Annotated in this window: 22 protein-coding genes; 14 read left to right on the top strand and 8 right to left on the bottom strand. The window is 69.6% G+C overall.

Annotated features, from left to right (window positions below; all coding sequences use genetic code 11):
- Positions 1-87 precede the first annotated feature (87 nt).
- The gene (locus H6726_30530) at positions 88-1,059 is read right to left on the bottom strand and encodes a hypothetical protein (protein MCB9662016.1); all 972 of its coding nucleotides are present in this window, start codon (positions 1,057-1,059) and stop codon (positions 88-90) included.
- A 119-nt stretch (positions 1,060-1,178) separates the two neighbouring features.
- On the opposite strand from H6726_30530, the gene H6726_30525 reads away from it, so the two are divergent.
- A complete protein-coding gene (locus H6726_30525; protein MCB9662015.1) occupies positions 1,179-1,778 on the top strand; it encodes a hypothetical protein in 600 nt (199 codons plus the stop codon).
- Positions 1,779-1,820: 42 nt separating this feature from the next.
- On the opposite strand, the gene H6726_30520 is transcribed toward H6726_30525, so the two are convergent.
- Entirely contained in the window at positions 1,821-2,732 is a 912-nt protein-coding gene (locus H6726_30520; protein ID MCB9662014.1) for a hypothetical protein, read from the bottom strand.
- A gap of 109 nt (positions 2,733-2,841) precedes the next feature.
- Here H6726_30520 and H6726_30515 point away from each other — a divergent pair, with 109 nt between their 5' ends.
- The gene (locus H6726_30515; protein ID MCB9662013.1) at positions 2,842-3,477 is read left to right on the top strand and encodes a hypothetical protein; all 636 of its coding nucleotides are present in this window, start codon (positions 2,842-2,844) and stop codon (positions 3,475-3,477) included.
- A 59-nt stretch (positions 3,478-3,536) separates the two neighbouring features.
- Entirely contained in the window at positions 3,537-4,016 is a 480-nt protein-coding gene (locus H6726_30510) for a hypothetical protein (GenBank protein MCB9662012.1), read from the top strand.
- A gap of 40 nt (positions 4,017-4,056) precedes the next feature.
- Here the strand turns inward: H6726_30510 and H6726_30505 are convergent, their stop codons facing one another.
- On the bottom strand, positions 4,057-4,629 hold the full coding sequence (locus H6726_30505; GenBank protein MCB9662011.1) for a hypothetical protein: 573 nt from the start codon (positions 4,627-4,629) through the stop codon (positions 4,057-4,059).
- Between the two features lie 213 nt (positions 4,630-4,842).
- On the opposite strand from H6726_30505, the gene H6726_30500 reads away from it, so the two are divergent.
- The 4 genes from H6726_30500 (at position 4,843) to H6726_30485 (ending at position 8,940) form a co-directional block, all read left to right on the top strand.
- Entirely contained in the window at positions 4,843-6,081 is a 1,239-nt protein-coding gene (locus H6726_30500) for a hypothetical protein (protein MCB9662010.1), read from the top strand.
- A gap of 89 nt (positions 6,082-6,170) precedes the next feature.
- Positions 6,171-7,538 carry an ATP-binding protein gene (locus tag H6726_30495; GenBank protein MCB9662009.1) on the top strand — a complete coding sequence of 456 codons (1,368 nt, stop codon included), beginning with the start codon at positions 6,171-6,173 and terminating at the stop codon, positions 7,536-7,538.
- Positions 7,535-8,008 carry a hypothetical protein gene (locus tag H6726_30490; GenBank protein ID MCB9662008.1) on the top strand — a complete coding sequence of 158 codons (474 nt, stop codon included), beginning with the start codon at positions 7,535-7,537 and terminating at the stop codon, positions 8,006-8,008. Before H6726_30495 ends, H6726_30490 begins: the two co-directional genes overlap by 4 nt.
- On the top strand, positions 8,008-8,940 hold the full coding sequence (locus H6726_30485; GenBank protein MCB9662007.1) for a tetratricopeptide repeat protein: 933 nt from the start codon (positions 8,008-8,010) through the stop codon (positions 8,938-8,940). Before H6726_30490 ends, H6726_30485 begins: the two co-directional genes overlap by 1 nt.
- 31 nt (positions 8,941-8,971) lie before the next feature.
- Here the strand turns inward: H6726_30485 and H6726_30480 are convergent, their stop codons facing one another.
- Positions 8,972-9,343: a hypothetical protein gene (locus H6726_30480; GenBank protein MCB9662006.1), complete on the bottom strand. Its 372-nt coding sequence runs from the start codon at positions 9,341-9,343 to the stop codon at positions 8,972-8,974.
- Between the two features lie 331 nt (positions 9,344-9,674).
- Here H6726_30480 and H6726_30475 point away from each other — a divergent pair, with 331 nt between their 5' ends.
- From H6726_30475 to H6726_30465, 3 genes are all read left to right on the top strand, one after another.
- The gene (locus H6726_30475) at positions 9,675-10,013 is read left to right on the top strand and encodes a hypothetical protein (protein ID MCB9662005.1); all 339 of its coding nucleotides are present in this window, start codon (positions 9,675-9,677) and stop codon (positions 10,011-10,013) included.
- A gap of 536 nt (positions 10,014-10,549) precedes the next feature.
- Entirely contained in the window at positions 10,550-11,479 is a 930-nt protein-coding gene (locus tag H6726_30470) for an ADP-ribosylglycohydrolase family protein (GenBank protein MCB9662004.1), read from the top strand.
- Positions 11,480-11,754: 275 nt separating this feature from the next.
- Positions 11,755-12,090, top strand: a complete 336-nt coding sequence (locus H6726_30465) for a hypothetical protein (protein ID MCB9662003.1) — start codon at positions 11,755-11,757, stop codon at positions 12,088-12,090.
- Here the strand turns inward: H6726_30465 and H6726_30460 are convergent.
- The 3 genes from H6726_30460 to H6726_30450 form a co-directional block, all read right to left on the bottom strand.
- On the bottom strand, positions 12,087-12,461 hold the full coding sequence (locus tag H6726_30460; protein MCB9662002.1) for a hypothetical protein: 375 nt from the start codon (positions 12,459-12,461) through the stop codon (positions 12,087-12,089). The genes H6726_30465 and H6726_30460 overlap by 4 nt on opposite strands.
- A 159-nt stretch (positions 12,462-12,620) precedes the next feature.
- Positions 12,621-13,145: a hypothetical protein gene (locus tag H6726_30455; GenBank protein MCB9662001.1), complete on the bottom strand. Its 525-nt coding sequence runs from the start codon at positions 13,143-13,145 to the stop codon at positions 12,621-12,623.
- The gene (locus tag H6726_30450; GenBank protein MCB9662000.1) at positions 13,142-13,837 is read right to left on the bottom strand and encodes a hypothetical protein; all 696 of its coding nucleotides are present in this window, start codon (positions 13,835-13,837) and stop codon (positions 13,142-13,144) included. The genes H6726_30455 and H6726_30450 overlap by 4 nt, the downstream gene beginning before the upstream one ends.
- Positions 13,838-14,008: 171 nt before the next feature.
- Between H6726_30450 and H6726_30445 the strand changes: the two genes are divergently transcribed.
- The 3 genes from H6726_30445 to H6726_30435 all read left to right on the top strand — a co-directional run bounded on the left by H6726_30445 (position 14,009) and on the right by H6726_30435 (position 18,555).
- Entirely contained in the window at positions 14,009-14,911 is a 903-nt protein-coding gene (locus H6726_30445; protein ID MCB9661999.1) for a hypothetical protein, read from the top strand.
- 209 nt (positions 14,912-15,120) lie between these two features.
- Entirely contained in the window at positions 15,121-16,281 is a 1,161-nt protein-coding gene (locus H6726_30440; GenBank protein ID MCB9661998.1) for an SGNH/GDSL hydrolase family protein, read from the top strand.
- Between the two features lie 138 nt (positions 16,282-16,419).
- Positions 16,420-18,555 (top strand): PQQ-binding-like beta-propeller repeat protein, encoded by a 2,136-nt coding sequence (locus H6726_30435; protein MCB9661997.1) that lies wholly within the window; start codon positions 16,420-16,422, stop codon positions 18,553-18,555.
- 9 nt (positions 18,556-18,564) lie between these two features.
- Here H6726_30435 and H6726_30430 read toward each other — a convergent pair whose 3' ends face one another.
- A complete protein-coding gene (locus H6726_30430) occupies positions 18,565-19,422 on the bottom strand; it encodes an isocitrate lyase/PEP mutase family protein (GenBank protein MCB9661996.1) in 858 nt (285 codons plus the stop codon).
- Positions 19,423-19,569: 147 nt separating this feature from the next.
- Here H6726_30430 and H6726_30425 point away from each other — a divergent pair, with 147 nt between their 5' ends.
- Positions 19,570-20,652 carry a homogentisate 1,2-dioxygenase gene (locus H6726_30425; protein ID MCB9661995.1) on the top strand — a complete coding sequence of 361 codons (1,083 nt, stop codon included), beginning with the start codon at positions 19,570-19,572 and terminating at the stop codon, positions 20,650-20,652.
- Positions 20,653-20,677 lie beyond the last annotated feature (25 nt).

The following is a 20,677-nucleotide window of genomic DNA, read 5'->3' as shown; positions in this document are numbered from 1 at the left end:
GTGCTCCGCGTGACAGCGTATCACGGCGCCCCGGCAACGCCGACTGCGGTGCGGAGATTCCACGAGCAATGACGCACACGGGTAGCTCTACCTGACGATGCGCCACATCATCCAGTTGCGCTCTCCTCCGACGTTTACGACCGACACGAAGCGGCCCGCATCGAACCGGGTGTCTCCATCGAGGTCGTGCCCAAGCGTGATGGAACCGGCAGGTTCGAGGGTCTCCCGGTCGAACACGTCCAGCCGAGGCTTGGGGTGCGCGACCACGATGTGCTCGCCCGTGTCGAACGCGCTCATCACGTATCCGCGTGGGTATGGCAGGCGGACCGACCGGAGGATGGATCCGTCCCCCGGGCGGCCAGTCACCAGGGTGGGCTTCGACCAGTCCACCGCCGCCGTGAACTGTGATCCATCTGCTGCGAACGACGCCGGAGTAGTCTCGTCACCCGAGCCGAGCTGTCGCCACACGAGCGCACCGGCTCGGCGCGAGACCAGATACTGCCACTGGCCGTGTTGGCCGGCGCCGAGGTAGAGCAAGACGGATTCCGCAGAGTCGCCGCGATGCAGCCACACCTGACCCGGGTAGGGGTCGGGGAGCGTGGTGCTCGTCACCAGCTTGCCCTTCGCCAAGTCGACCAGCCCGAGCCAGATGCCCTCCTCCTTGCGGATGTCGCACCCGCTCAACCATGCCGTCCCCGCTGGACCGAACGCCACCGCACCACCAAACTCGCTGTCGAAGCGCAGCGAGCGAATGGCGTGCGCAGACACGGTCGATGCCGACCCCGACCGCGGCACCAGCCGAATCCGCGTGGGCGGGCCGTCCGTTCTCACCGGGCCCCTGGGGTGTGGTTCGAGCAGGAGCACATCGCCGTTCGCCGAGACGTCGAGGGCCATGAGGCCGGACGTCGGTAGGTCGCGAGGCCTGCCGTCGAGGCCCGTGACCTGCACCTGGTCCTTGTTCCACGAGGCCGTCACGACCCAGCCTGCGCCGTGAAAGGCGCGGACCAAGTGCCTCGGTGGCACCGCCTCGATACGGTCGACTTCGATGCGGACGCTCACGGTTCCTCCTTGTGGTGGTGCGCCACGGGACGCTGGGGTCCTGCAACCCTCACCGCTACCACGGACCGAGGGGCGTTGTCCCGACGCTCAACTTCGTCTGTCGCTACACTCCGCGCGGCATGAGTGACCCACTGGACATCATCGTGGCGTTCGTGGAGGGGCGCATGACCCCTGCGGACTTCCACAAGCGGCTCTACACCGACGGCGGGCTCGAGGCGTTCCTGATGGCCCCTGGGGTGCATCCGCCCGAGTACGTGGGGGCGGGCACGTTCTTCCACTTCCTGCTCGAATGCGACGTGGAAGACCCTGGTGGTGTGCTGAACGCCGAGGGGCTGTGCCGCTTCTTGCTCGACGCGCGCGGCGTGTCGTACGTCCCGTCTCATGCGGCGTACGAACTCTTCGATGCGCTCCTGCGTGCGCAGCCCAAGTGGCTCGACGTGCGGACGGCGTGGCTCGCGGCAGAGCTCCTCCCGCACGCGGAGGGGCGCAGCGGGAAGGCTCTGGTCACGTGGCTGCGCGAACAGCTGCTCCAGCGCTTCCGGTACCTGAAGCGGCCGCCCAGGTGGATCCAAGCGGCGAAGTGGCCCATCGGCCCGAACGGTCCGTTGGTGTTCTTGGGCGAAGTGCCGGTGCGCGACTACTTCCACGACGACGGCGCCGTGTTCGTGTTCCACGACCCGAGCACGGGTCGCATAGAGACCGTCACGCAGGTGATGTAGGTCCCCGGCCATGCAGCCAAGTAGACAGACCCGGTCGTCCCTTCAATGCAGCTGGCTCGGCCCTTCCTGACCCCACACGGCGTGCTCCACCAGCGGTGGGCCGCTCTCTTCGACGACCGTTCCCTCGGGCGCGCCCAGCTCGCGCATCACGCGGAGCACGCACGCGAGGCCGCGGTTGCGGTCGGTCACGGCGACGTCGATGCCGCAGTACGTGATCGATCCATCGGCCCCCAGCTGTGTACCCCCGCCAGTCACGCTCCCGAGCCCCTCGGCCAGGAGCGCCTCGTCGAGCGGGTCCTCGTACAGGCGACCACGGTCGATCGGTCCGATGTCGCCGGGGATTCGCACGTAGAGAAACACCCCGCCCCCTGCGCCGGCGTACGGGCCCATGGCCAAGAGCATGTGCCGCACGTCGATGGGCGCGCTCAGCGGGAGCCGGTCGTCGGCGCTCCATAGTGATTCGGCCCAGTCCCCTGCGGTGAGACGCTCGAACTCGGCGGGCGTCAGCAGCGTCCCACCGAGGTCGTTCCAGCCGTCCGTGAAGTAGAAGCGCTGGGGGGACCCGGCTGCTTCGAGGCGCCGGTTCACGGCGCGGGCCAGCCACACCAGGCCCGACGTGGCGGTCTCCTCGGACACCTCTTCGGCGGTGACGCGCCACAGCAGCTCGCCGTCGAGGTGCACCTCACGCACGTCGTCTCCGTTGGACACCACGGCGTCGAACGCCACGTTCTCGGCGCGCAGCAGGCGCTGAAGCGTGGGCAGGAAGAACTCCCAGCTGCCCTCGATGAGCTCCTCGTGGTCGATGTGCACGAAGCGGCGCTCGTCCGTGGGGTCCAGCTCGTCTCCGGTGCCCCTCTCGGGCTCGTCGTCAGGCGCGGCCTCACGACGCTTGTGCAGATACAGGTAGACGAGCAGAGCCACACCCAACACGAGCAACACCAGCCGAACCGTCATTCCCATCATCGCTCCCATCGACGAGGAGACCGCCCCCGTGCGCCGGGCGAGCATACATGGCCGCGCGAGCGCCCACACGCGTCTCGTCCTGCTGTTAGAATCGCCCCGCATGCCCGCGGCGCTGCCCGAGCCCATCCCGGTCCCTTGGACCATGAAGCCCCTCGCGTCTGCCGAGACGACGCTGGACTTCGACGAGCGCGGCCGGATGCGCGCGTCCATCGTGCACGACGTGCTGTACGGGGTGACGCCCGAGATGCTGGTCTGGTGGTTCCGCAACATGCGCGGCACGGTCGACATCGAAGGGCGCGCCTATCCGCGCTACCGGGTGTGGCACCCGCGCGACCACGTGGAGCACCGCTACGAGAAGACGCCGCCGGGGGCTGACGGCGTGGGGTCGGTGTTCTTGATCCACGAGGTGCTCGGCCGAGACCCGAGGTACCGCGTGAACGTGCTGACGGACGTGGTGCGCTTGGACGAAGGGGGCTTTGCGCATCGGCCGCGCTTCCACGGCGTGTCGGGCATGGCGGCCATGGACTACACGTGGCGACGTGTGCCGGGGGGAACGCGCTACGAGAACTCCATCACCATCGGGCCGAACCTCCCGCGCGGCCTGGCGTTCGTGCAGCGTGCGCTCCGCCGCGTCGCGTTCGACGAGGCGCATGCGCGTGCTTGGCTGCTGCACAACGTGGAAGAGGTGGGCAACCTCGAGCACTTCTTGCCCGGGCTGTTCGCGGCCGAGCGCTGACCCAGGGCGAGGTCGGAACGTGCTTGGTTCTCGGGTGCGTTTGTCCCATGATAGGGACCGTGGTTCGCACCTCTCATCCCGGCCTCATTCAGGCGAGTGACGGCAACCTCCACGTGCTGCTCTGGACCGACACCATCACGGTCGAGAACCTCGACCGCTCGCTCACGTACGCGCTCTCCCTCTCGGCCCAGCACCGCGAGGGGATCATCGCGCTCAACGTGGTGGCGCACGGGCTCTCCCTGCCGGACACCGTCGCGCAGCGCCGGGCCAACGAGGTCTCACGCTCTCTCGACAGCGCGGTCACGGCGACCATCGTCGTGCTCCCCGGCGAGGGCTTCTGGGTGAGCGCCGCGCGCGGCTTCCTCACCGGGCTCAACCTGGTCTCGCCGCTGCGGGGCAAGCGCACCATCGCCCGCAACGTCGAGGAGGGCGTGCGCACGGCCGCGTCACTCTCGGGCCGCACGCCCCAGTGGGCCCGCCACGTCGCGGGCACGCTCGAGGGCTGGATCGAAGAAGCGCACCAGGCCCCGGGCCCGTAGGCGTTGCGTCACGGACCGCGCCGTAGCGGAGCGACCGTGCTCACGGTTCGCGGTCGTGTGCCATGGACTCGTCTGCGTCGTCGCGCGTCACGGGCCGCGTGTGTTCGGCCACGGTGGTCCAGAGCCAAACGAACACTAGGATCAGCGTCACGATGGCGACGACGACCTTCAATACGGACGTGGGCCGGTCGATGCGGCTCTCGACCGCTTGCCGCAGCGTGCGCGCCGATTCTTCGTCCAGACCCCGGGTCAGCACCACCGACACACCGCCGCTCGCCAGGACCAACAGCACCACGTGCTCCGTCCAGCGGACGCGCACAATGTCGCCAAACCCGACGTCGCTCGACGACGCTCCAGAGCGCACATGCACGCCCGTGCTGTCCACGCGCGTCTGGACGCGTCGGTGCGTCGCGTCCAGACGCGAATAGGCCTGATACGTCACGAGCAGCAGGAAGAAGGGAATCGACGTGAACAACGTGCCCAAGACCACGTTCTCGCCTAGTACGAGATGTCCGACGCCGGAACACGTGAACACGGTCAGCAACCAGGCCGCCTTCCCCAAACGGACCCAAGTAGCGCGCACCATGTCCGCGAACGTGATTTCGATCTCCATGCGCGGCCGACGCTAGCAGACCGCGACTCCCGTGGCACGTGTCGCCTGGACGGGCAGCCCACGAACCGTGACGACCTCGGGGTCCACCGCCGCAGCGAGGAGGTCCACAGGCCCCGTCGTGAGCGCGGCTTGGGTCACGTCGGTGTCCGCGCAAAGGATGTCCTGCGCGACCAAGCACATGGTCGGCCGGCCCGCGTGCTACACCCACGGACCGTGAGCATCTTCGACCGGTTCCGCTCGCTGCTTCGTGGATCGCAGACGCCCGCCGCCGTACCGCCGTTGGAAGGGCTGTCGTGGACCGATGAGACGTTGGCTCTGCGGAAGCGGCTCGAGGCCGCGTTCCCGGAGTTAGCCCCGTTCCCGTTTCTCTACGCCGTCGAGAACGACGACTTCGCCGTGCACCTGCGCTGGGACCACGCGCAACGCTTTCCAGAGCGCCCAGAATCGGGCAGGCGGACGTCGATGGCCTACACGACCGTGTTTCGTCGAGACGGGGCCCGCTACTGGCCCGTGGAGCACGCGGGCGGGGTAGGGACGAAGTGGGCGGCGCTCGGTGATGGGCTCATGGGCTGGCTGCACGACGCGGCGCTGCAGCGCCTGCCTGCGCCGTTGACGCACGCGGCCGACTATTTGCCCGTGGCCGTTCGTCCGGCAGGGCGTCCGGCCACCGCGCTGCCGGACGCCCTCTACGAAGCGGCTCCCATGGTGGGCCTCGACGTGGGGCCGTTGCGTGAACGCATCGGGGGTCTACCGAACGACTACGTGAGCTTCGCCCGTCGGTGGGGCGCGGCGACGGTGAACGGCTTCGTTCGTGTCCATGCGCCGCGCGAAGTCCTGGACCAACTCGACGCCGAGCGGCTGCAGCGCGAACTCTACTTCTTCTGGGATCGCTCTGCGGATGTGCTCGACAAGCGGGACAGCGTGGGCGCCGTGCAGCTCGCCGACACGCTGGACGGGGACATCTTCGTCGCGGTGCCCGCGAACCCGGAGTGGACGTTCTTCCTCCCGCGCAACGACGACCGCGTCGAGGTCCACGAGGGCTTCTGGACGGCCGTGGGCTCGGTCGTGCGACGACGCGCGACTGGCGTCGAGGGGCTCCTGTACGTGGAACCGACCAGCGGCGCGCGCCATGGTCGCGCGGTCCCCATCCGCGAGGACGCGAGCGACGGCGAGGAGCTGCTCTGCGCGCTCAACGGTCTGGGAGTCCACGACGCCCGGTCGACAATGAACGACTTGGACAGCCGCACCACCACGCTGTTCGTACCAGCGCTCGCCGGGCGGGTCGCAGTGTCTTGGCTCGTCGACGACAACGCTGGCCCGTTGGTCGACCAGGCGGTGGGGTTCCTGGTCTACGCGCCCACCCATCATGACTCCGCCGTCCTGTCCGAGCTGGAGGACGTGTTTCGCGCACAAGGCTACCTGGTCGAGTGGTCGGACCCCGAGCGCGCGTGACTGCGGGTGAGCGTCCCTCCGGGAGGCTCCGCCAGCGACCGGCCCAGAACGCTTGACAAGCACCGCCCCGTTCAACAGAAGCTGCGCCGATGGACTCTGCAAGCTTGGAGGCACTGCAACACGCCCTCGCGGCGACCCCCGAAAATGGCGCGCTCCGGGCGGTCGTGGTGCGGGCGCTGCGCGAAGGTGGAGACGACGCGCGCGCCGCGGCCCTCGCGAGAGACTCGGACCCCACGCACTTCTCGCGTGCTGAAGACGCCGTGGAGATGTGTCGCGCCCTCTTGGCTGTCGGGGACGCGAAGGCCGCGCTGCACGCGGCGCCGACCGAGGGGGCCTTGGGACTTCTGTTCCGCGCCCGCGCGCTGGCGGCCCTGGGGCGCAACGAGGAGGGGCAGGCGGCCTACCGGGCAGCCGTGCGGGAGAACGCCACGCTCGAGGACCCGGGGCTGGCGGCGCTCTTGGGCGCGCGTGTGGTGCCTGCCACCCAGGCGGCCGACGGACGACCGGGGCGCCCCGCCCTGCGCGTCATCCACAACGACGACGCGGACGTGCTCGAGCTGGACCGCGCGCTCGCGCCCCCCGAGGAGCCCATCACGTTCGCGGACGTGGGTGGCCTCGAAGACCTCAAGCAGCAGATCCGCCGGCGCATCATCCTTCCGTTTCAGAAGCCCTCGCTCTTCGAGCGCTTCAAGCGCCGCGCCGGCGGGGGCATCCTGCTCTACGGCCCGCCGGGCTGCGGCAAGACGCTGATCGCGCGCGCCACGGCTGGCGAGTGTGACGCCACGTGTCTGAGCGTCTCCATCTCGGACGTGCTCGACATGTACATCGGCGAGTCCGAGCGGAAGCTCTCTGCGCTGTTCGAGAAGGCCCGCTCCAAGACGCCGTCCATCTTGTTCTTCGACGAGCTGGAGGCGCTCGCCGGGAGCCGACGCTTCTCGCGCAACAACGAGTCGGCCAAGCTGGTCAGCGCGTTCTTGTCGGAGATGGATGGCTTCGCGCGCAACAACTCCGGCGTGCTGGTGCTCGGCGCCACCAACACCCCGTGGGCCGTGGACAGCGCGTTCCGTCGGCCCGGGCGCTTCGACCGCGTGCTGTTCGTGCCGCCCCCCGACCGCGAGGCGCGCGCCTCCATCCTGTCACTGCACTTTTGCGAACGCCCCCTCACGGACGACGTGGACGTGCAGCTCCTCGCCAAGCAGACCCAGGGCTACAGCGGCGCGGACCTCGAGGCCGTGGTGGACACGGCCGCCGACATCGCCATCGAGCTCTCGCTGGATCGCGCCGACGAGGTGCGCATCTCGCAGCAGATGCTGCTGGACGCGGTGAAGGACGTAAAGAGCACCACGGCCGAGTGGCTCTCGACGGCGCGCAATCACGCGCGCTACGCGGACGCGGGCGGGCAGTACGAAGAGGTGCTGCGCTTCTTGGACAAGCACGGCAAGAAGGGGCGTGGATGAGGCAGGCGACGTACCACATCGTCGACGAGCCGACGCGCGGCCCTCTCGAGAGGGTCGTCGTGAACCCCCTCTGGCCCTTCCTGGCCCTCATGGTGGCCGGGTCGCTCGTGGGGGGCACGTGGCTCGCGCTCAACGCGTTCGCGATGGGGAGCGCCACCCGCCGTCGCGAGGTCGCCGCGCTGGTGGCCATCCTGGTGGGCATGCTTGTCCTCATCGTCGGCATCTCCGTGCTGCATCGGGCCGAGGTGTTCCCCACGTGGACGCTGCCCTACGTGCGCATCGGAGTCCGCGTCGCGCGCATGCTCCCTGCCTACTTCGTCTTCACGTGGCAGAGCCGCAGTTTCGCGCTGTTCACGTACGTCGGCGGCGAGGTGCGCAACGGTCTCTGGTTCCTGTTGGCCATCTTCTTCCTCTCGACGTCGGCCCTCGTCGAATCGGGCCCGATCGCCCGCTTCCTGTTCGCTCTCTGATGAACCCGCACTTCGCCAACATGAAGACGCAGCAGGCCGTCCGCTACCTCGAGATGGGTCGCGTGGACGCCGCCATCCACGCGCTGCGTGATGCGCTCCTGCACTTCCCCGAAGTGCCCGCCGGTCACGCTCTCCTCGCGTCGGCGTTGCTGCGGAAGAAGCGCCTCGCGGCGGCGCGCTACGAGGCGGAGCTGGCCATCGGCCTCGACCCCGAGTACGCGAACGCTTACGAGGTGCTGGGTAGCGTCTGCATCTTGGAGCGGCGCTTCAAGGACGCCCGGACACACTTCGAGCATGCGCTCGCCCTCTCGCCGGAGAGCGTCCACGCGCGCACTGGGTTGGCGGCCCTCATGCTGGCGCAGGGCAAGCGCGACGAGGCGCGCAGCTACCTCGAGCAGGCGCGAGCGTTCAGCCCCGAAGACCCCAACGTCCTGACCCTGCTGGGGGAGGTGGCGCTCGAGCGCGGGGATGTCGCACAAGCGGAAGAACTGGCGCGTGAAGCGCTGTCGTTCCAGCCCGAGTATCACGACGCGCTGGTGTTGGTGGGAGACATCCTCCTGCGCCGTGGCGACATCGAAGGCGCCCGCGACCACGCCGTGTGGGTGCTGGAGGTCGCGCCTCACGATGAAGGTGCGCTTCGCCTGTTGGGCGACATCAAGGCGCGCGAGAGCTGGCTGCTCGGCACGTGGTTTCGGGTCAACACCTACCTGCTGGCGCTCGAGAGCCACCGCTCCATCATCTTGCTAGTCGGGGCCTACGCGCTCTTCCAGGCGGGCGCACAAGCGGCGCTCGACCTCGAGGCGCCTGGCCTGAGCGGCTTCGTGCACCTCGTATGGTTGGGCGTGTGTCTCTACAGCTACGTCGGCCCCGCCATGTACCGTCGCATGCTCGACAAGGAGCTGGGTCGCGTCGAGTTCAACGAGGACTTCTGAGGCGCGCCCGCGTTGCACGCACGCGTTTGTCTCACTCGCCGTCGGTACGTGTGACCGGTGACACCATGAGGCCCGGCAGCGTCGGGTCCGCCATCGGGGCAGCCGGCCCCACCTGGAACGACCCGAGTGCCTCGAGCGTCATCTGCCCTTCACGGAGGCGATACGTGAAGTCCACTCCCATCTGCTGCGAGTGGAACGCGAGGATCGGCGGGGACCCGGCAAGGCGCGGCTCGTCATAGCCCGTCGGGTTGTAGGTACCCGGAAGTCGTGTGTACGTGTCGCCGTCTTCTACGTAGTAGACGATGGTGTACCAGCCAGGCCTCACCACAAACACGAGGGCACGTACGGCAGCGTCCCCATCGATGTACCCGTACCCTGCGCGGGCGCCCAGGGACCGTGCCACATCCATGATGTCGCCGCTTGGGAGTTGGATGGGGAGCGCATCGCCAGCGCTAGCGACACGTTCTGTGTCTTCGCGAGGAGCGTCGCGGGGCGCCCATGGCCGGGCGACGAGGAGCCACACACCAACTCCGGCGGCGAAGGTGACCAGAAGGGCTCGTGGATTCCACTCCATGGGTGGACCCTACCCGACCACCACCATGAGCGCACCTCGATGTGGGTGCGGGCGCTGAGCGCCATCCCGCCTGTGCTGCGCGACGCCAGCAGCGTTGGTGAACTTCGCCAGGCACGGGTACCCTGTGCCGATGGGGCGCCGCTTCGTTCCAAGGTCGTCGGTGTGGAAATTGGTCTCCACCCTCTTGCTGGTGACGCTCCCGCTGCGCTTCGTGTGCGACATGCTCCACAACTGCATGGGCGGCCACCTGGCACACGACCCTGTGTGGCCGGGCTACGCGTTCGACTCCCTCTGGCTATGCATGACGCTCTTTGCCGCGCGGCGCGCGTACGCTGCGCGCATGCCGCTGCGGGGATGGGTGGTGGGCATCCTCGTCCTCGACCTCCTGACCCTGGCCACGGATGTTCGCTTGCCGCTCGTCACGCTCCTGCCGACAGCGTGGGTGGCCATGTCGGTACGTCGAGAGCTGAGCGTGAGCGACCGGCCTACCTCGTTCTGATGGAGCTTGCCCAGCGGCGCACATGGTTCGACACCATGGCTCGTCGAGCTCGAGAGCAGCCCGGCGGCATCGTCTGCCTCGTGCGACGGCGCAGGGTCGCGCGTGGGGACTGGTGTCCCTTGGCTGCCCGATTCCTCGTGGACTATCGTAATGGAGCCATGCAGCGAGCCAGGATTGTGCGAGGGCGTCTTGTCGGACCACGCCGAATCGAGCTCGACGAGGCCTTGGACGACGTTTCGGGGGACGTTGAGGTTGTCGTGCGGCGCCTCGAAGCCACGCCTATTCCGCGCCGGCGCCTCCTCGAGGTGATACGGGCACTCCCTGAGGGTGACCCTAGCAAGGAGGACATCGACGACCAGATCGCGGCGGAGCGCGCCTGTTGGGGAGGTGCATGACGTGCTTGGCTTTGGACACATCGGCGGTCGCACCCTGAGGTTCGACGAACTCGTTGGGTCCGCTTGAACGTCACGTGGAGCACCCGCGCCTCGTCACGAGTCCCGCCTGATCGCATCTGCGCGTGCCTCCTGGCTGGGGCCGTGGGAGACGCGTTCGCCAGTGCCTCGGAGGGGACTTCGCCAGCGACTCGTGCGCGCCCCCCCACGTGGTCCGTCACGGACGACACCATGCTCACGCTCGCCACCTGCCGCGCCGTGCGTGCGTGGTCCAGGCGGACCTCCGACCCCCTGGCCGCGCATGTCGCGCGCGAGCTGCTCTCCGACTATCGCGCGGGCGGCCTCGTCGGACTCGGGTCGAGCACGTTCGGCGCACTCCGTAGTCTCGACATGGGGGCGCACTGGGCGCTGTCCGGGCTCGACGGCGAATACGCCGCCGGCAACGGAGCGGCCATGCGGATGGCGCCCCTCGCGTTCGTGGTCGATGCGAGTGATCCCCTCGACCGCGTGACCATCCGCGACGTCGTTCGCATCACACACCGCCATCAGGAGGCGCTCGCGGGTGCGCTGGCGATGCTCACTGCCCTGCAGATAGTGGCGCGAGAGCCCGTGCTTCCGCGCGGGGACCTCCTGCAGCGCGTGGCGGACGTCCTGTTCGACTCCAATGTCCGCGACAACATCCGCGCGCTCTTGGACCGGGATGCCCTCGACTACGCGGAGGCGCTGTCGCTCCTCGAACCGACCGGCTACGTGGCGCACAGCGTCCCGCTAGCCCTCGTCGCGGCTCGACACCACGCGCATGTCGCGCTCGAGCAATGTTTGGATGACGTCGTCGAAGGGGGTGGCGACACCGACACGATCGCGTCCATGGCCGGCCAGCTGATCGGCCTCGCGCGCGGACCGAACGCAGAGCTCGAACGGCTGTTCGAGCAGGTGCGGGACCGAGAGCGCATCGTGTGCGAGGTCGACGCGTTCTGCGCACACGTCACCGCGTGGACCGCGACGGCGGAACCCGCGCCTTCTCGCCGCCGGTCGAGCTTGCTCCACCGACTTCGTACGTGGTGGCGGGTCTAGCGAGGCGATGGTTCCGGACGTCGACCCCAGGATGCTCAGTGCAGAGTCGACGGCGTCGGTGGCCATGTTGGTACGCCGAGAGCTGAGCGTGCGCGACCAGCCTGCCTCGTTCTGACTCCCAGGCTATGCTGCCACTCGCCATGGACAACGCAGTTGGGCGACAGCACGCGGTGCTCCGGAAGTTCGATACAGCGATGGCTTTGGTCCTCGCGGCCGCGCATGTGTTGGTGGGGTGTGCTTCGTCCCCAGTTGCCGCGCAGGTGGACGTGGGCCACGTGCAGCTCGCACTCACCGAGCCGGAGTTCATTGCACGCGACGCCGAGCTTCAGGACCGGCGGCGCGTGTATGGCTTGGTGGGCGCGACCGCGGTCGGTTTGTCTGCGTTGTCGCTGGGCATTGCGCTCCTGGTCGCGTCGCGCTCGGAGACTCCACACGTGCCGGGCCTCGAAGGCCCGCTCATGATGATGCTCGGCTCCGGTCTGGTGGCGCTCGTCGCATTCATCGGTGTGGGCGTCGTCGGTGGTCGACGGCGCCACCTACAGGGTGTGAGTGTCGAGGAGTCGCTCACCGTGTCCTCGGCATCACCGGTTGGCTGGGCGGTCTCTTTCTAGTTCTGGAGTCGCATCCGCGTGAGACCCAGCGCGCCGAGAGCCGCGCGTAGCTCCTCGTTCATGAGCCCGCTGTGACCACAGCGGCGGACGCGGAGGCCATCGCGGCCCGGGCTCAGCATCACCAGATAGACCTGGCCTTCGGTCCCGGCGCGGGGCCAGGGCGTGAGTGGCCCGCCGTAGCTGGCGTGGAGCGTGAACGTTCCGGGGGCCGTGTCCGAGCCCTTCCACACCGCGACCGTGCGGAACTCCGCGGGGTCGCCGCCCCGCACTACGCTGGCTTCGACGACGAACGCGCTGCGCCGAACGTCAGCGCTCAGTCCGATGGCGCCGCAGCGAGCATGCGCGGTCGCGCTTGGTGCGAGCGTGCTCACGATGGACGCAAGGCATAGGACGCCGACCACGAATTGGAATGGGGAGGAGAGTGCACAGGCCCACATCAGCAGCAGTCTCGTGGCGCGTGGGCGGTGATGCAACGGCATGCGCCCTGCGGCTCAACCCCACGCATCTGCCCCGCGCCCGCTCCTTGCTCCTCACGGGGAGAACCCGCGCCACTGCCACTCGACCAACACGCGGCCGGCGAAGCGCTCGGCAGCCACACCGACGGGCAGCTCTCGCAGGCTCAACCGCTGAAGGGTCGCGGACGCCAGCCCGCCGGTGCCGGCGAGGGCGACGGCGTCGAGGCTGCGGGCGCCCGGGCGGCAGTCGATGACGACGAGGGCGTCGAGGGTCCCGTTCGAGCCAGGGGCGATGGTGGCCAGGCGCTCGCGGGGCCAGTCGATGAAGCCGTCGAGCGGGGCTCCGGCGCGTCTCTCCGCGACCTCGCGCGACAGGTTCTGGAGGTGGACGTCCGGTGTGCGACGCAGTCCCCTGCGAACCCCCGCGAAGCACGCCTCGGACTGTGGGTCGGTGCCGTCGTCTGCGCGCACCGTCAACACTTCCAGGTCACGCGCGCCGGCCCGGGCGCGCATTGGAGTGACGGAGGCGACCAAGCACGCTGCCGCTGTGATGAGCAGGCTCGGGCCGAGCCACCACGGGATGGAAGGCCGACCAGTCACGGCGCCTCCGTCAGGAGCGTGACCAGCGCGGCCGCCGCCTCGGCGAAGAGCGGACCGTCGCCGAAGACCACTTCGCGCAGCGGAGCGCCTGCCAGCACGGCGAAGGCCCCCACGCCCTGCGAGCGGCGCCCGTCCGGCGGGAGCACGCGCAGCAACACGACGGCGTCGGCGTCGGCGTGGAGCGCGTGCCCTTCCGGGAGCGCGGTCCCGAGCGCGGACTGCCTGTCCGTCCGCGTCGCGGTGGTCAACCAGGTCGTCAACGGCGCCGCTCGTTCGGCTGCGTCCACCCGCTCGACGCGGACGTCACCCAGGTGCAGCGCGCGGACGATGCCGTCCACGGTGCGCTCCTCCGAACGCAGGAGCGTGTGCTCCGCGATGACGACGACGCGCACTAGTCCCGTGGGCGGGACCGCTGGGGGAGCCAGCGCCGCACCAACCGTGGGCGCCACCGTGGGTCGCTCGCCAGCTGGGTCGGCGCCCTCGTCGGGGTCGTCCGGCACGTCAGGCGCGGTCGCGCTCGGCGCCGTTGCGCTCGGCCCCCCCGCGGAAGCTCCCTGGGGTGCGGACGCCTCCGTGGCGATCGCGGCGTGCGGGTCCACGGACACCGTCGCGGGTGGCTCGCTGTCGCCGCAGCCCGCGGCGACCAGCACGAGGAGCGCGGTTGGAGGTACCAGGGAAAGGGATGAGCTCATCGTGCGCATGATACGCGCGGGCGACGGGGTTTCGTCCCGGTGGCTCGACGCGAGGAACGTGCCTCCGATGTGGACACATTGCGCGCCGCTTGCCAGGATGTAGGGGCTGGCGGGGAGCGTCACGCGTTCACTCCGCCCGCGGTCTTGATCACGTAAGGGGATCCAACTTTCATGCTTTGCCCATCCGTTCGTCCCGAGCCCAGTCGGTTGCCGCGCGCTCGTCGCGCCGCCGCTGCCACCCCCACTTGGCCGCTCCGCACCATCACCCTGCTCGCGCTCGTAACGGCCATGCTCGCCGGCTGTGGCGGCGAGTGCCGCGGCTCCGTCGGCCTCAACGCCTCGCGCTGCGGCGGTGTGGTGCGCGCGCGCTATCGGCTGACCACGCTGCACATCCCCACGCAGGCGCAGGCGGAGGCGGGCGAGCTCGCGGGCGTGGACTTGGACGGCGTCGACACCGTGTGCGGCGTCCCTGACTATCCGGGCTCGGTCGACAACACCTTGGTCGACATGGTCGCGGCCCTCTACGTGCTCACGCCCAACGACCCGCTGGATGTGCAGGCGCAGCTGGACGAGGGCCTCTTCTGCACCAACACCGAGCCAGACTGCGCGGGGGTGGTGCTGGACGTGCGCGTGACCCCGCTGACTGGGCGCAGCGCCCGCGTGGAGCTGATCGTCACCGAGGGCGGGGTGGAACGCGTCCTCGGGTCCGACGAAGACGTGAGCGGCGATCGTGACGGGCGGTTCACCGCGCACTTCGACGCCGTCGCGCTCGAGCTGCCCATGGTCGACGGTGAGGACCAGCGCGTGTTCAGCCTGCCGCTGACGGGGGTGGTGCTCACGGGCACCCTCGAGCTCGAGGGTATCCGCGACCTCGTCCTGGCAGGCGTCGTCCATCGCGACGCGCTCGTGTCCGAGTTCATCCTCCCGCTCATCACGCCCCTCGACCCATCTGCACTCTTCGACGACTTGGACGGCCTCTTCGACGTCATGACCAACCCCGAGTCGGCGACCTGTGACGGCTTCTCCGTTGGGCTCACCGCGACTGCGACGGCGCTCCCCGCGCACCTGTTCTAGGCCGCAACCGTGTGCGCGAGCGCACCTCGCCGACGTCCAGCGCGACGCACCCGCTTCCGCTCGGCTCTTGAGCGCATTGCGCTGCGATGTTAGCCAGTCTCATGCGTGCGTTCCCCCCATGCCGTCGCGCTCCTCTCGTCGCCGCCGCGCCTCTGGCTCGGACACGTCGCGCGTCACGCTGGTTTCTGTCTGGCGTCATCCTCGCGCTCGTGACGCTGCTCGCGTCCTGCGACGGCGGCCATCCACCCTGGGTGAGCACCTGGACCAGCAGCATGATGCAGGCGCGGCGCGTCTTCGCGGACGAGACCGTGAGGCAGGTCGCGCGCGTGAGCGTCGGGGGCGACCTGGTACGCGTGCGCCTCTCGAACGCCATGGGCACGCGCCCCGCGCACATCGGCGCGGCTACGGTGGGCCTCTCGATGGGTGGGGCGGCCGTGCAGCCCGGCTCGTTGCGCGAGCTGACCTTCGAGGGCGAGCGCTCCGTGACGCTCACGCCCGGCGAAGAGCTGCGCAGCGACCCCGTGGCCCTCGGCGTTCCGGACGGAGGCACGCTCGTCATCAGCCTGTACATCGAGGCCGGCAGTGGCGAAGCGGCGCAGCACCTCAGCGCGAACCAGACGACGTACGTGGTGTCCGGCGACCAGGTGAACGCCCTCGACTTCGACGCGCCCACGACGGACACATCCGTCTACTGGCTGTCCGGCGTCGAGGTGCAGCGCCAGGTGGCGCTCGCCATCGTCGCGTTCGGAGACTCCATCACCGAAGGGGCCGGCTCCACCACGGATGGGCACGACCGCTACCCAGATGCGCTGGCCGACGAGCTCGCCGCGCGCGGGATCGCGGCGGCCGTGGTGAACGCGGGCATCGGCGGCAACCGCATCCTCAACGACGCCCCTCGCGTGTTCCCTGGCGGACCCAGCGGACTCAGCCGCTTCGAACGCGACGCGCTCTCGCAGACCGGTGCGACCCACGTGTTGCTGCTCGAAGGCGTGAACGACCTCGGCATCGGCACGCTGTTCGGCCCCGTGGTCAGCGCTGAGGACATCATCGGCGCGTATCGCCAGGTCATCGCGCAGGCCCACGCGCGTGGCCTCGACGTGCTGGTGGGCACCCTCCTGCCGTTCCGTGGCGCGACCATCCCCGAGTACTGGTCCGCCGAGAACGAGGCCAAGCGCCAGGCCGTCAACGCGTGGATCCGCACCACCGACGAGCACGATGGGTTCGTCGACTTCGACGCGGTCATGCGCGACCCGGCCGACCCTGAACAGATGCCCGCGGCGCTGCACAGCGGGGACTTCCTGCACCCCAGCAGCGCGGGCTACCAGCGGATGGCCGAGGCCGCCGCGGACGTGTTCGAGGGCTTGCTGTAAGGACCATTCCATGACAGCCGCCAGCTCCGCGCCTCGCCGAACACGACCGGCGAGCGCGTTGTGAGCGTCTCTCACGCGGATCTCACAGCCCCCTGTTCCACCCTCCCCGGGTACGCACCCAGCGCCTAGGGTGCGGGCATGTCTTGGCAACCGCCCACCCTCTGGTCCCGTCTCCTCTCGTTGCTCGCCAGCCTCACCTTCGGGTGCGGCTCGGGGGGTGACGCTCCCCCCGACATGGGTGTGTTCGACGCGACGGTCGACGTGGGCCCGAGCGACACCACACCGCCCACCGGGGAGATCACCTTTCCCATGTTGGATGCGTTCACCGAGGCCGCGCAGGCGCACGTGCGCGGCACCGCCAGCGACGACGTGGGCGTGGTGTCCGTCACGGTCAACGGGGTCGACGCCGACAGCGACGACGACTTCGCCACCTGGTCGGCGGACATCCCCCTGAGCGAGAGCGAGACGGAGGTGCGCGTCGTCATCCGAGACGCGGCCGGAGGGAGCACCACGCTCGCTCGGAGCATCTCGCGCTTCTATCCGTTTCGAGCGCCCTATGGCGCGCACCTCGACACCGTGAACGACCGCTTCACCTACCTGTCCGACGACCTCGTCGTGGGGACGCGGCTGATGGTGGCCGACATCGCCGCGCAAGACGTGCGCGTGCTTGCCTCGCTCGCCGCCTTCGGGGAAGGCGCGGACCGACCCGTGGCGCTGGCCTTCGACAGCGCGCGCAGCCGCTGGGTCTTCGGGGCGCGCGTGGCCAGTGCGATGGGCTCGCGCGGGCTCTACACGTTCAGCGAGAGCGCGGGGTTCGCACCCCTCTCCAACACCACCACGCACCCGGCGGCGGCGGTCATCGAGAACGCGGTCTACGTGGAGTACGACCCCACGCGCGACGTGCTCTACGTCATCGACGGAGCCAACGCGAGCATCGTCGCGGTGGACGGGACGAGCGGTGACCGCGAGGTGCTCTCGTCGCCCACCGTGCCCAACGCCAACGCGCCGCTCCTGGATGTGCCCACCGCCGCGCGCGTCAGCGCGGACGGCAACACGCTCTACGTCGTGGACCGCACCGGCGGGCTGATGGCCATCGACACGACCAGCGGCGTGCGGACGCCCATCTCCAACGGCACGTTGGGCAGCGGTCCTGCGCTGACCACGACGATGGGGCTCGCCCTAGACGAGGCGAACGGCCGCGCCTTCGTGTACGACGCCGGGCTCAACCGGGCACTCGTCGAGGTGGACCTGGCCTCGGGGGACCGTACCGTGCTGGCCGACAACATGGGGGGGGAACCCTCCCTGCGCGACGCGCGCGCGCTGTTCTACGACCCGTTCCGTGAGGCGGTGGTCCTCGGCGCGGACGTGAGCCACGCGTTGCTCGCCGTCTCGACCGTGGACGGCGAGCGCACCTCGCTGCTGCGGGACGGCTTCCCTCGCACCTTCGAAGCCACGCAGCCCCGCGACGCCGCGGTTCTGGGCGACGCGCTGTACGTCGCCGTGGCCAACGCGGACTTCACCGGCTTGCTGCGCATCGGCGCCGATGGCGCGCGCACCGAGCACATCGACTTCGGCGGCGCGTTCGTCACGCTGCTCGAGCCCGTTCCGGGGGAGCGCACCTTCTTCGGACTGAACCAGAACACCAACGGGGCCATCTATCGTCTCGACCTCGACACCCGCACGGTGACGGTGGTTCGCGACGGAACCTCGCCGGGCATCGCGACGCCGGGCTACGCCGGGCTCGCCCCCTTGTCTGCCGACGAGGTGCTCGTGCTCTCCGACGACACGGCGACCGTGGGGCGACCCGTCACCGTCGCCCGCGTGGACGTCAGCAGCGGGCGCGCCACCTTACTGTCGGACCCGACCACGCCGGACACCACCCTCCCGCTGATGTCCGTCTACACCCTCGCCGTGGACGCCGCGCGCAATCGTGCGCTGGTCGGCGCGTTCGGCCCGTCAGCGCTGTACGCGGTCGACCTCACCAGCGGCGCGCGCTCCCTGTTCGCGGAGGCGCCGGCCACGGGTCCGCTGGTCGGGCAGCTCTCTGGTCCCGTGCTGCTGGACGGGCGCATCTACGCGCTGCTCGACAGCCGTGACGTGGTCTCGCTGGACCCGACCACGGGGGCGCGCACGATGGTCGCCGCTGGCGTCTCGCCCCGACGCTGGCTCAACACGCTGCACGTCGACGGGGGCCGCCTGATCGCGGTCGAAGGCGGCGGCAACGTGCTGCAGGTGGACCCCGAGAGCGGTGCTGTCTTGGCGCTGCACCGCTGAGCTCGCGCGCTACGGAGCTTCGTACTTGGAGGCCAGGGCGTACTTGGCCTCGAGGCCGATCAGCTCGCCGAACTCGTCGAAGCTCACCATGCGCTCAGCCTCTGCCGTGGTGATGCCGTCGCGCCGCAGCGCCCCGTACACCTGGCTGAGCGCGTGGGCCGCCGCGTACAGCCCGCTCACGGGATAGAGCAGCACCTGGAAGCCCTGCGCGCGCAGCTGGTCCACCGAGCGCAGCGGGGTCTTGCCGCCCTCGACCATGTTCGCGACCAACGGCCCGGGGAGCTCCGCGACCACGCGCTGCATGTCCGCCTCGTCCCGTGGCGCCTCCACGAAGAGCAGGTCCACGCCCACGTCACGCGCGGCGTGCATGCGTGCCAGCGCCTCGTCCAAACCCACTGCGGCGATGGCGTCCGTGCGAGCGCAGACGGCGAAGTCTCGCGTGCCACGCGCGTCCACGGCCGCGCGCAGCTTCTCGATGAACTCGGCGCGCGGCACCACCTTCTTGCCCTGCATGTGCCCGCAGCGCTTGGGCCACACCTGGTCCTCGAGGAAGCAGCCGGCGGCCCCGGCGTCGATCAGCTCGTTCACGGTCCGGATGACGTTCAGCGCGTTGCCGTAGCCGGTGTCCGCGTCCGCAATGACGGGGACGCTCACGCTGCGGCAGATGGTCCGCAAGCGCGCCAGCATCTCGGTCTGGGTCAGCAGGCCCACGTCCGGCTCTCCCAGGTACGTGGCGGACACCGCATAGCCGCTCACGAACAACGCGCGGAACCCGGCGCGCTCGGCCAGCTTGGCGGATAGGGCGTCGTACACGCCCGGCAGGACGACGTGGCCGTCGTCGTTCAGGATCGACTGGATGCGGTTCATCGGAGGCTCGGGGGGCGTTGGGGGTGCAGTCCGCAGGGCACGCGCGCTGCGGGGTTGAACCATACCATACCGAATGGTATGTAGCGGCTCACCATCGCGCGGAGAGCCCCGTGCGTCAAGCGCCCGCGCGCACCCCGGAGCTGCTCCATGAAGTCGTTCTTCCACCCGCACCGCGGCAACCCCCCGCGGCAAGCCCACGTCGACATCGGTGACCTCAAGGAGGACGAGATTGGCCGCCAGGGCTTCTCGGGCCGCATGGCCCAGCTGTATCGGCGCAACGATCCCCAGCGCTACAAGGCCCACGGCGCGCTCCGCTGTCGCCGCGCCATGACGCGCGAGCTGGCGGTGCCGGACCAGAGCGACCCACGCGCGCTCCCGCTGCGCCTCCTCGAGAACGAGGACTGCGCCGTGTCGCTCAGCAAGCGCAGCGCGCCCATGCCCTTCTACACACGCCACCTGGACGGGGACGCGGCCTACTTCGTCCACCAGGGCACGGGGCTGTTCGAGACCGAGTTCGGCCCCCTGCGCTACGAGCCCGGGGACTACCTGGTGATGCCCAAGGCCGTCACGTTCCGCATCGTGCCGGATGGCGTGCAGAACCACTTCTACGTGCTCGAGACGAGCTCGGAGCTGACGATCCCGGACTACGGCCCCTTCGGTCGGCACGCTCCGCTCGACCCCAGCACCATCGAGATCCCCGAGGCGCACGTCATCGACGACCCCAACGAGTGGGAGATTGTCCTGCAGCACGACGGCGGCTCCTCGTCCATCACCTACAAGCACAACCCCTGCGACGTCGAGGCGTGGAAGGGCGACCTGTTCCCGTTTCGCTTCAACATTCGCGACTGGAACGTGGTCTCGAGCGACACGCTGCACCTGCCGCCGCCGGTGCACCAGCTGTTCGGGGCGCGCGGCGTGGTGCTGTGCAACTTCCTCCCGCGCCCGGCCGAGGGGCGCAAGGGCGCGGAGCGCGTGCCGGTGAACCACCGCAACGTGGACTACGACGAGGTCATCTTCGTGCACGGCGGCAGCTTCCTCGGCGCGCCCCTCGGGGCGGGCATGCTGGAGCACGACCCGCAGGGGCTGCACCACGGCGCCCCCGAGAAGGCGCGCGCCATGGCGCGGCAGTTCCACGACAACGTCAGCCGCGTGGAGTGGCAGATCGTGGCGCTCGAGACCTCGCGCCGGCTCCGTCCGACCGCGGCGTTCCTGGAGGCGGCCGGTGGCTGAGGCGCCGTACGCCGTCCATCGGCAC

It is taken from the genome of Sandaracinaceae bacterium, assembly GCA_020633055.1.
GTDB lineage: Bacteria > Myxococcota_A > Polyangia > Polyangiales > Houyiibacteriaceae > JADJJE01.
This window is presented reverse-complemented; position numbering and strand designations above follow the sequence as displayed.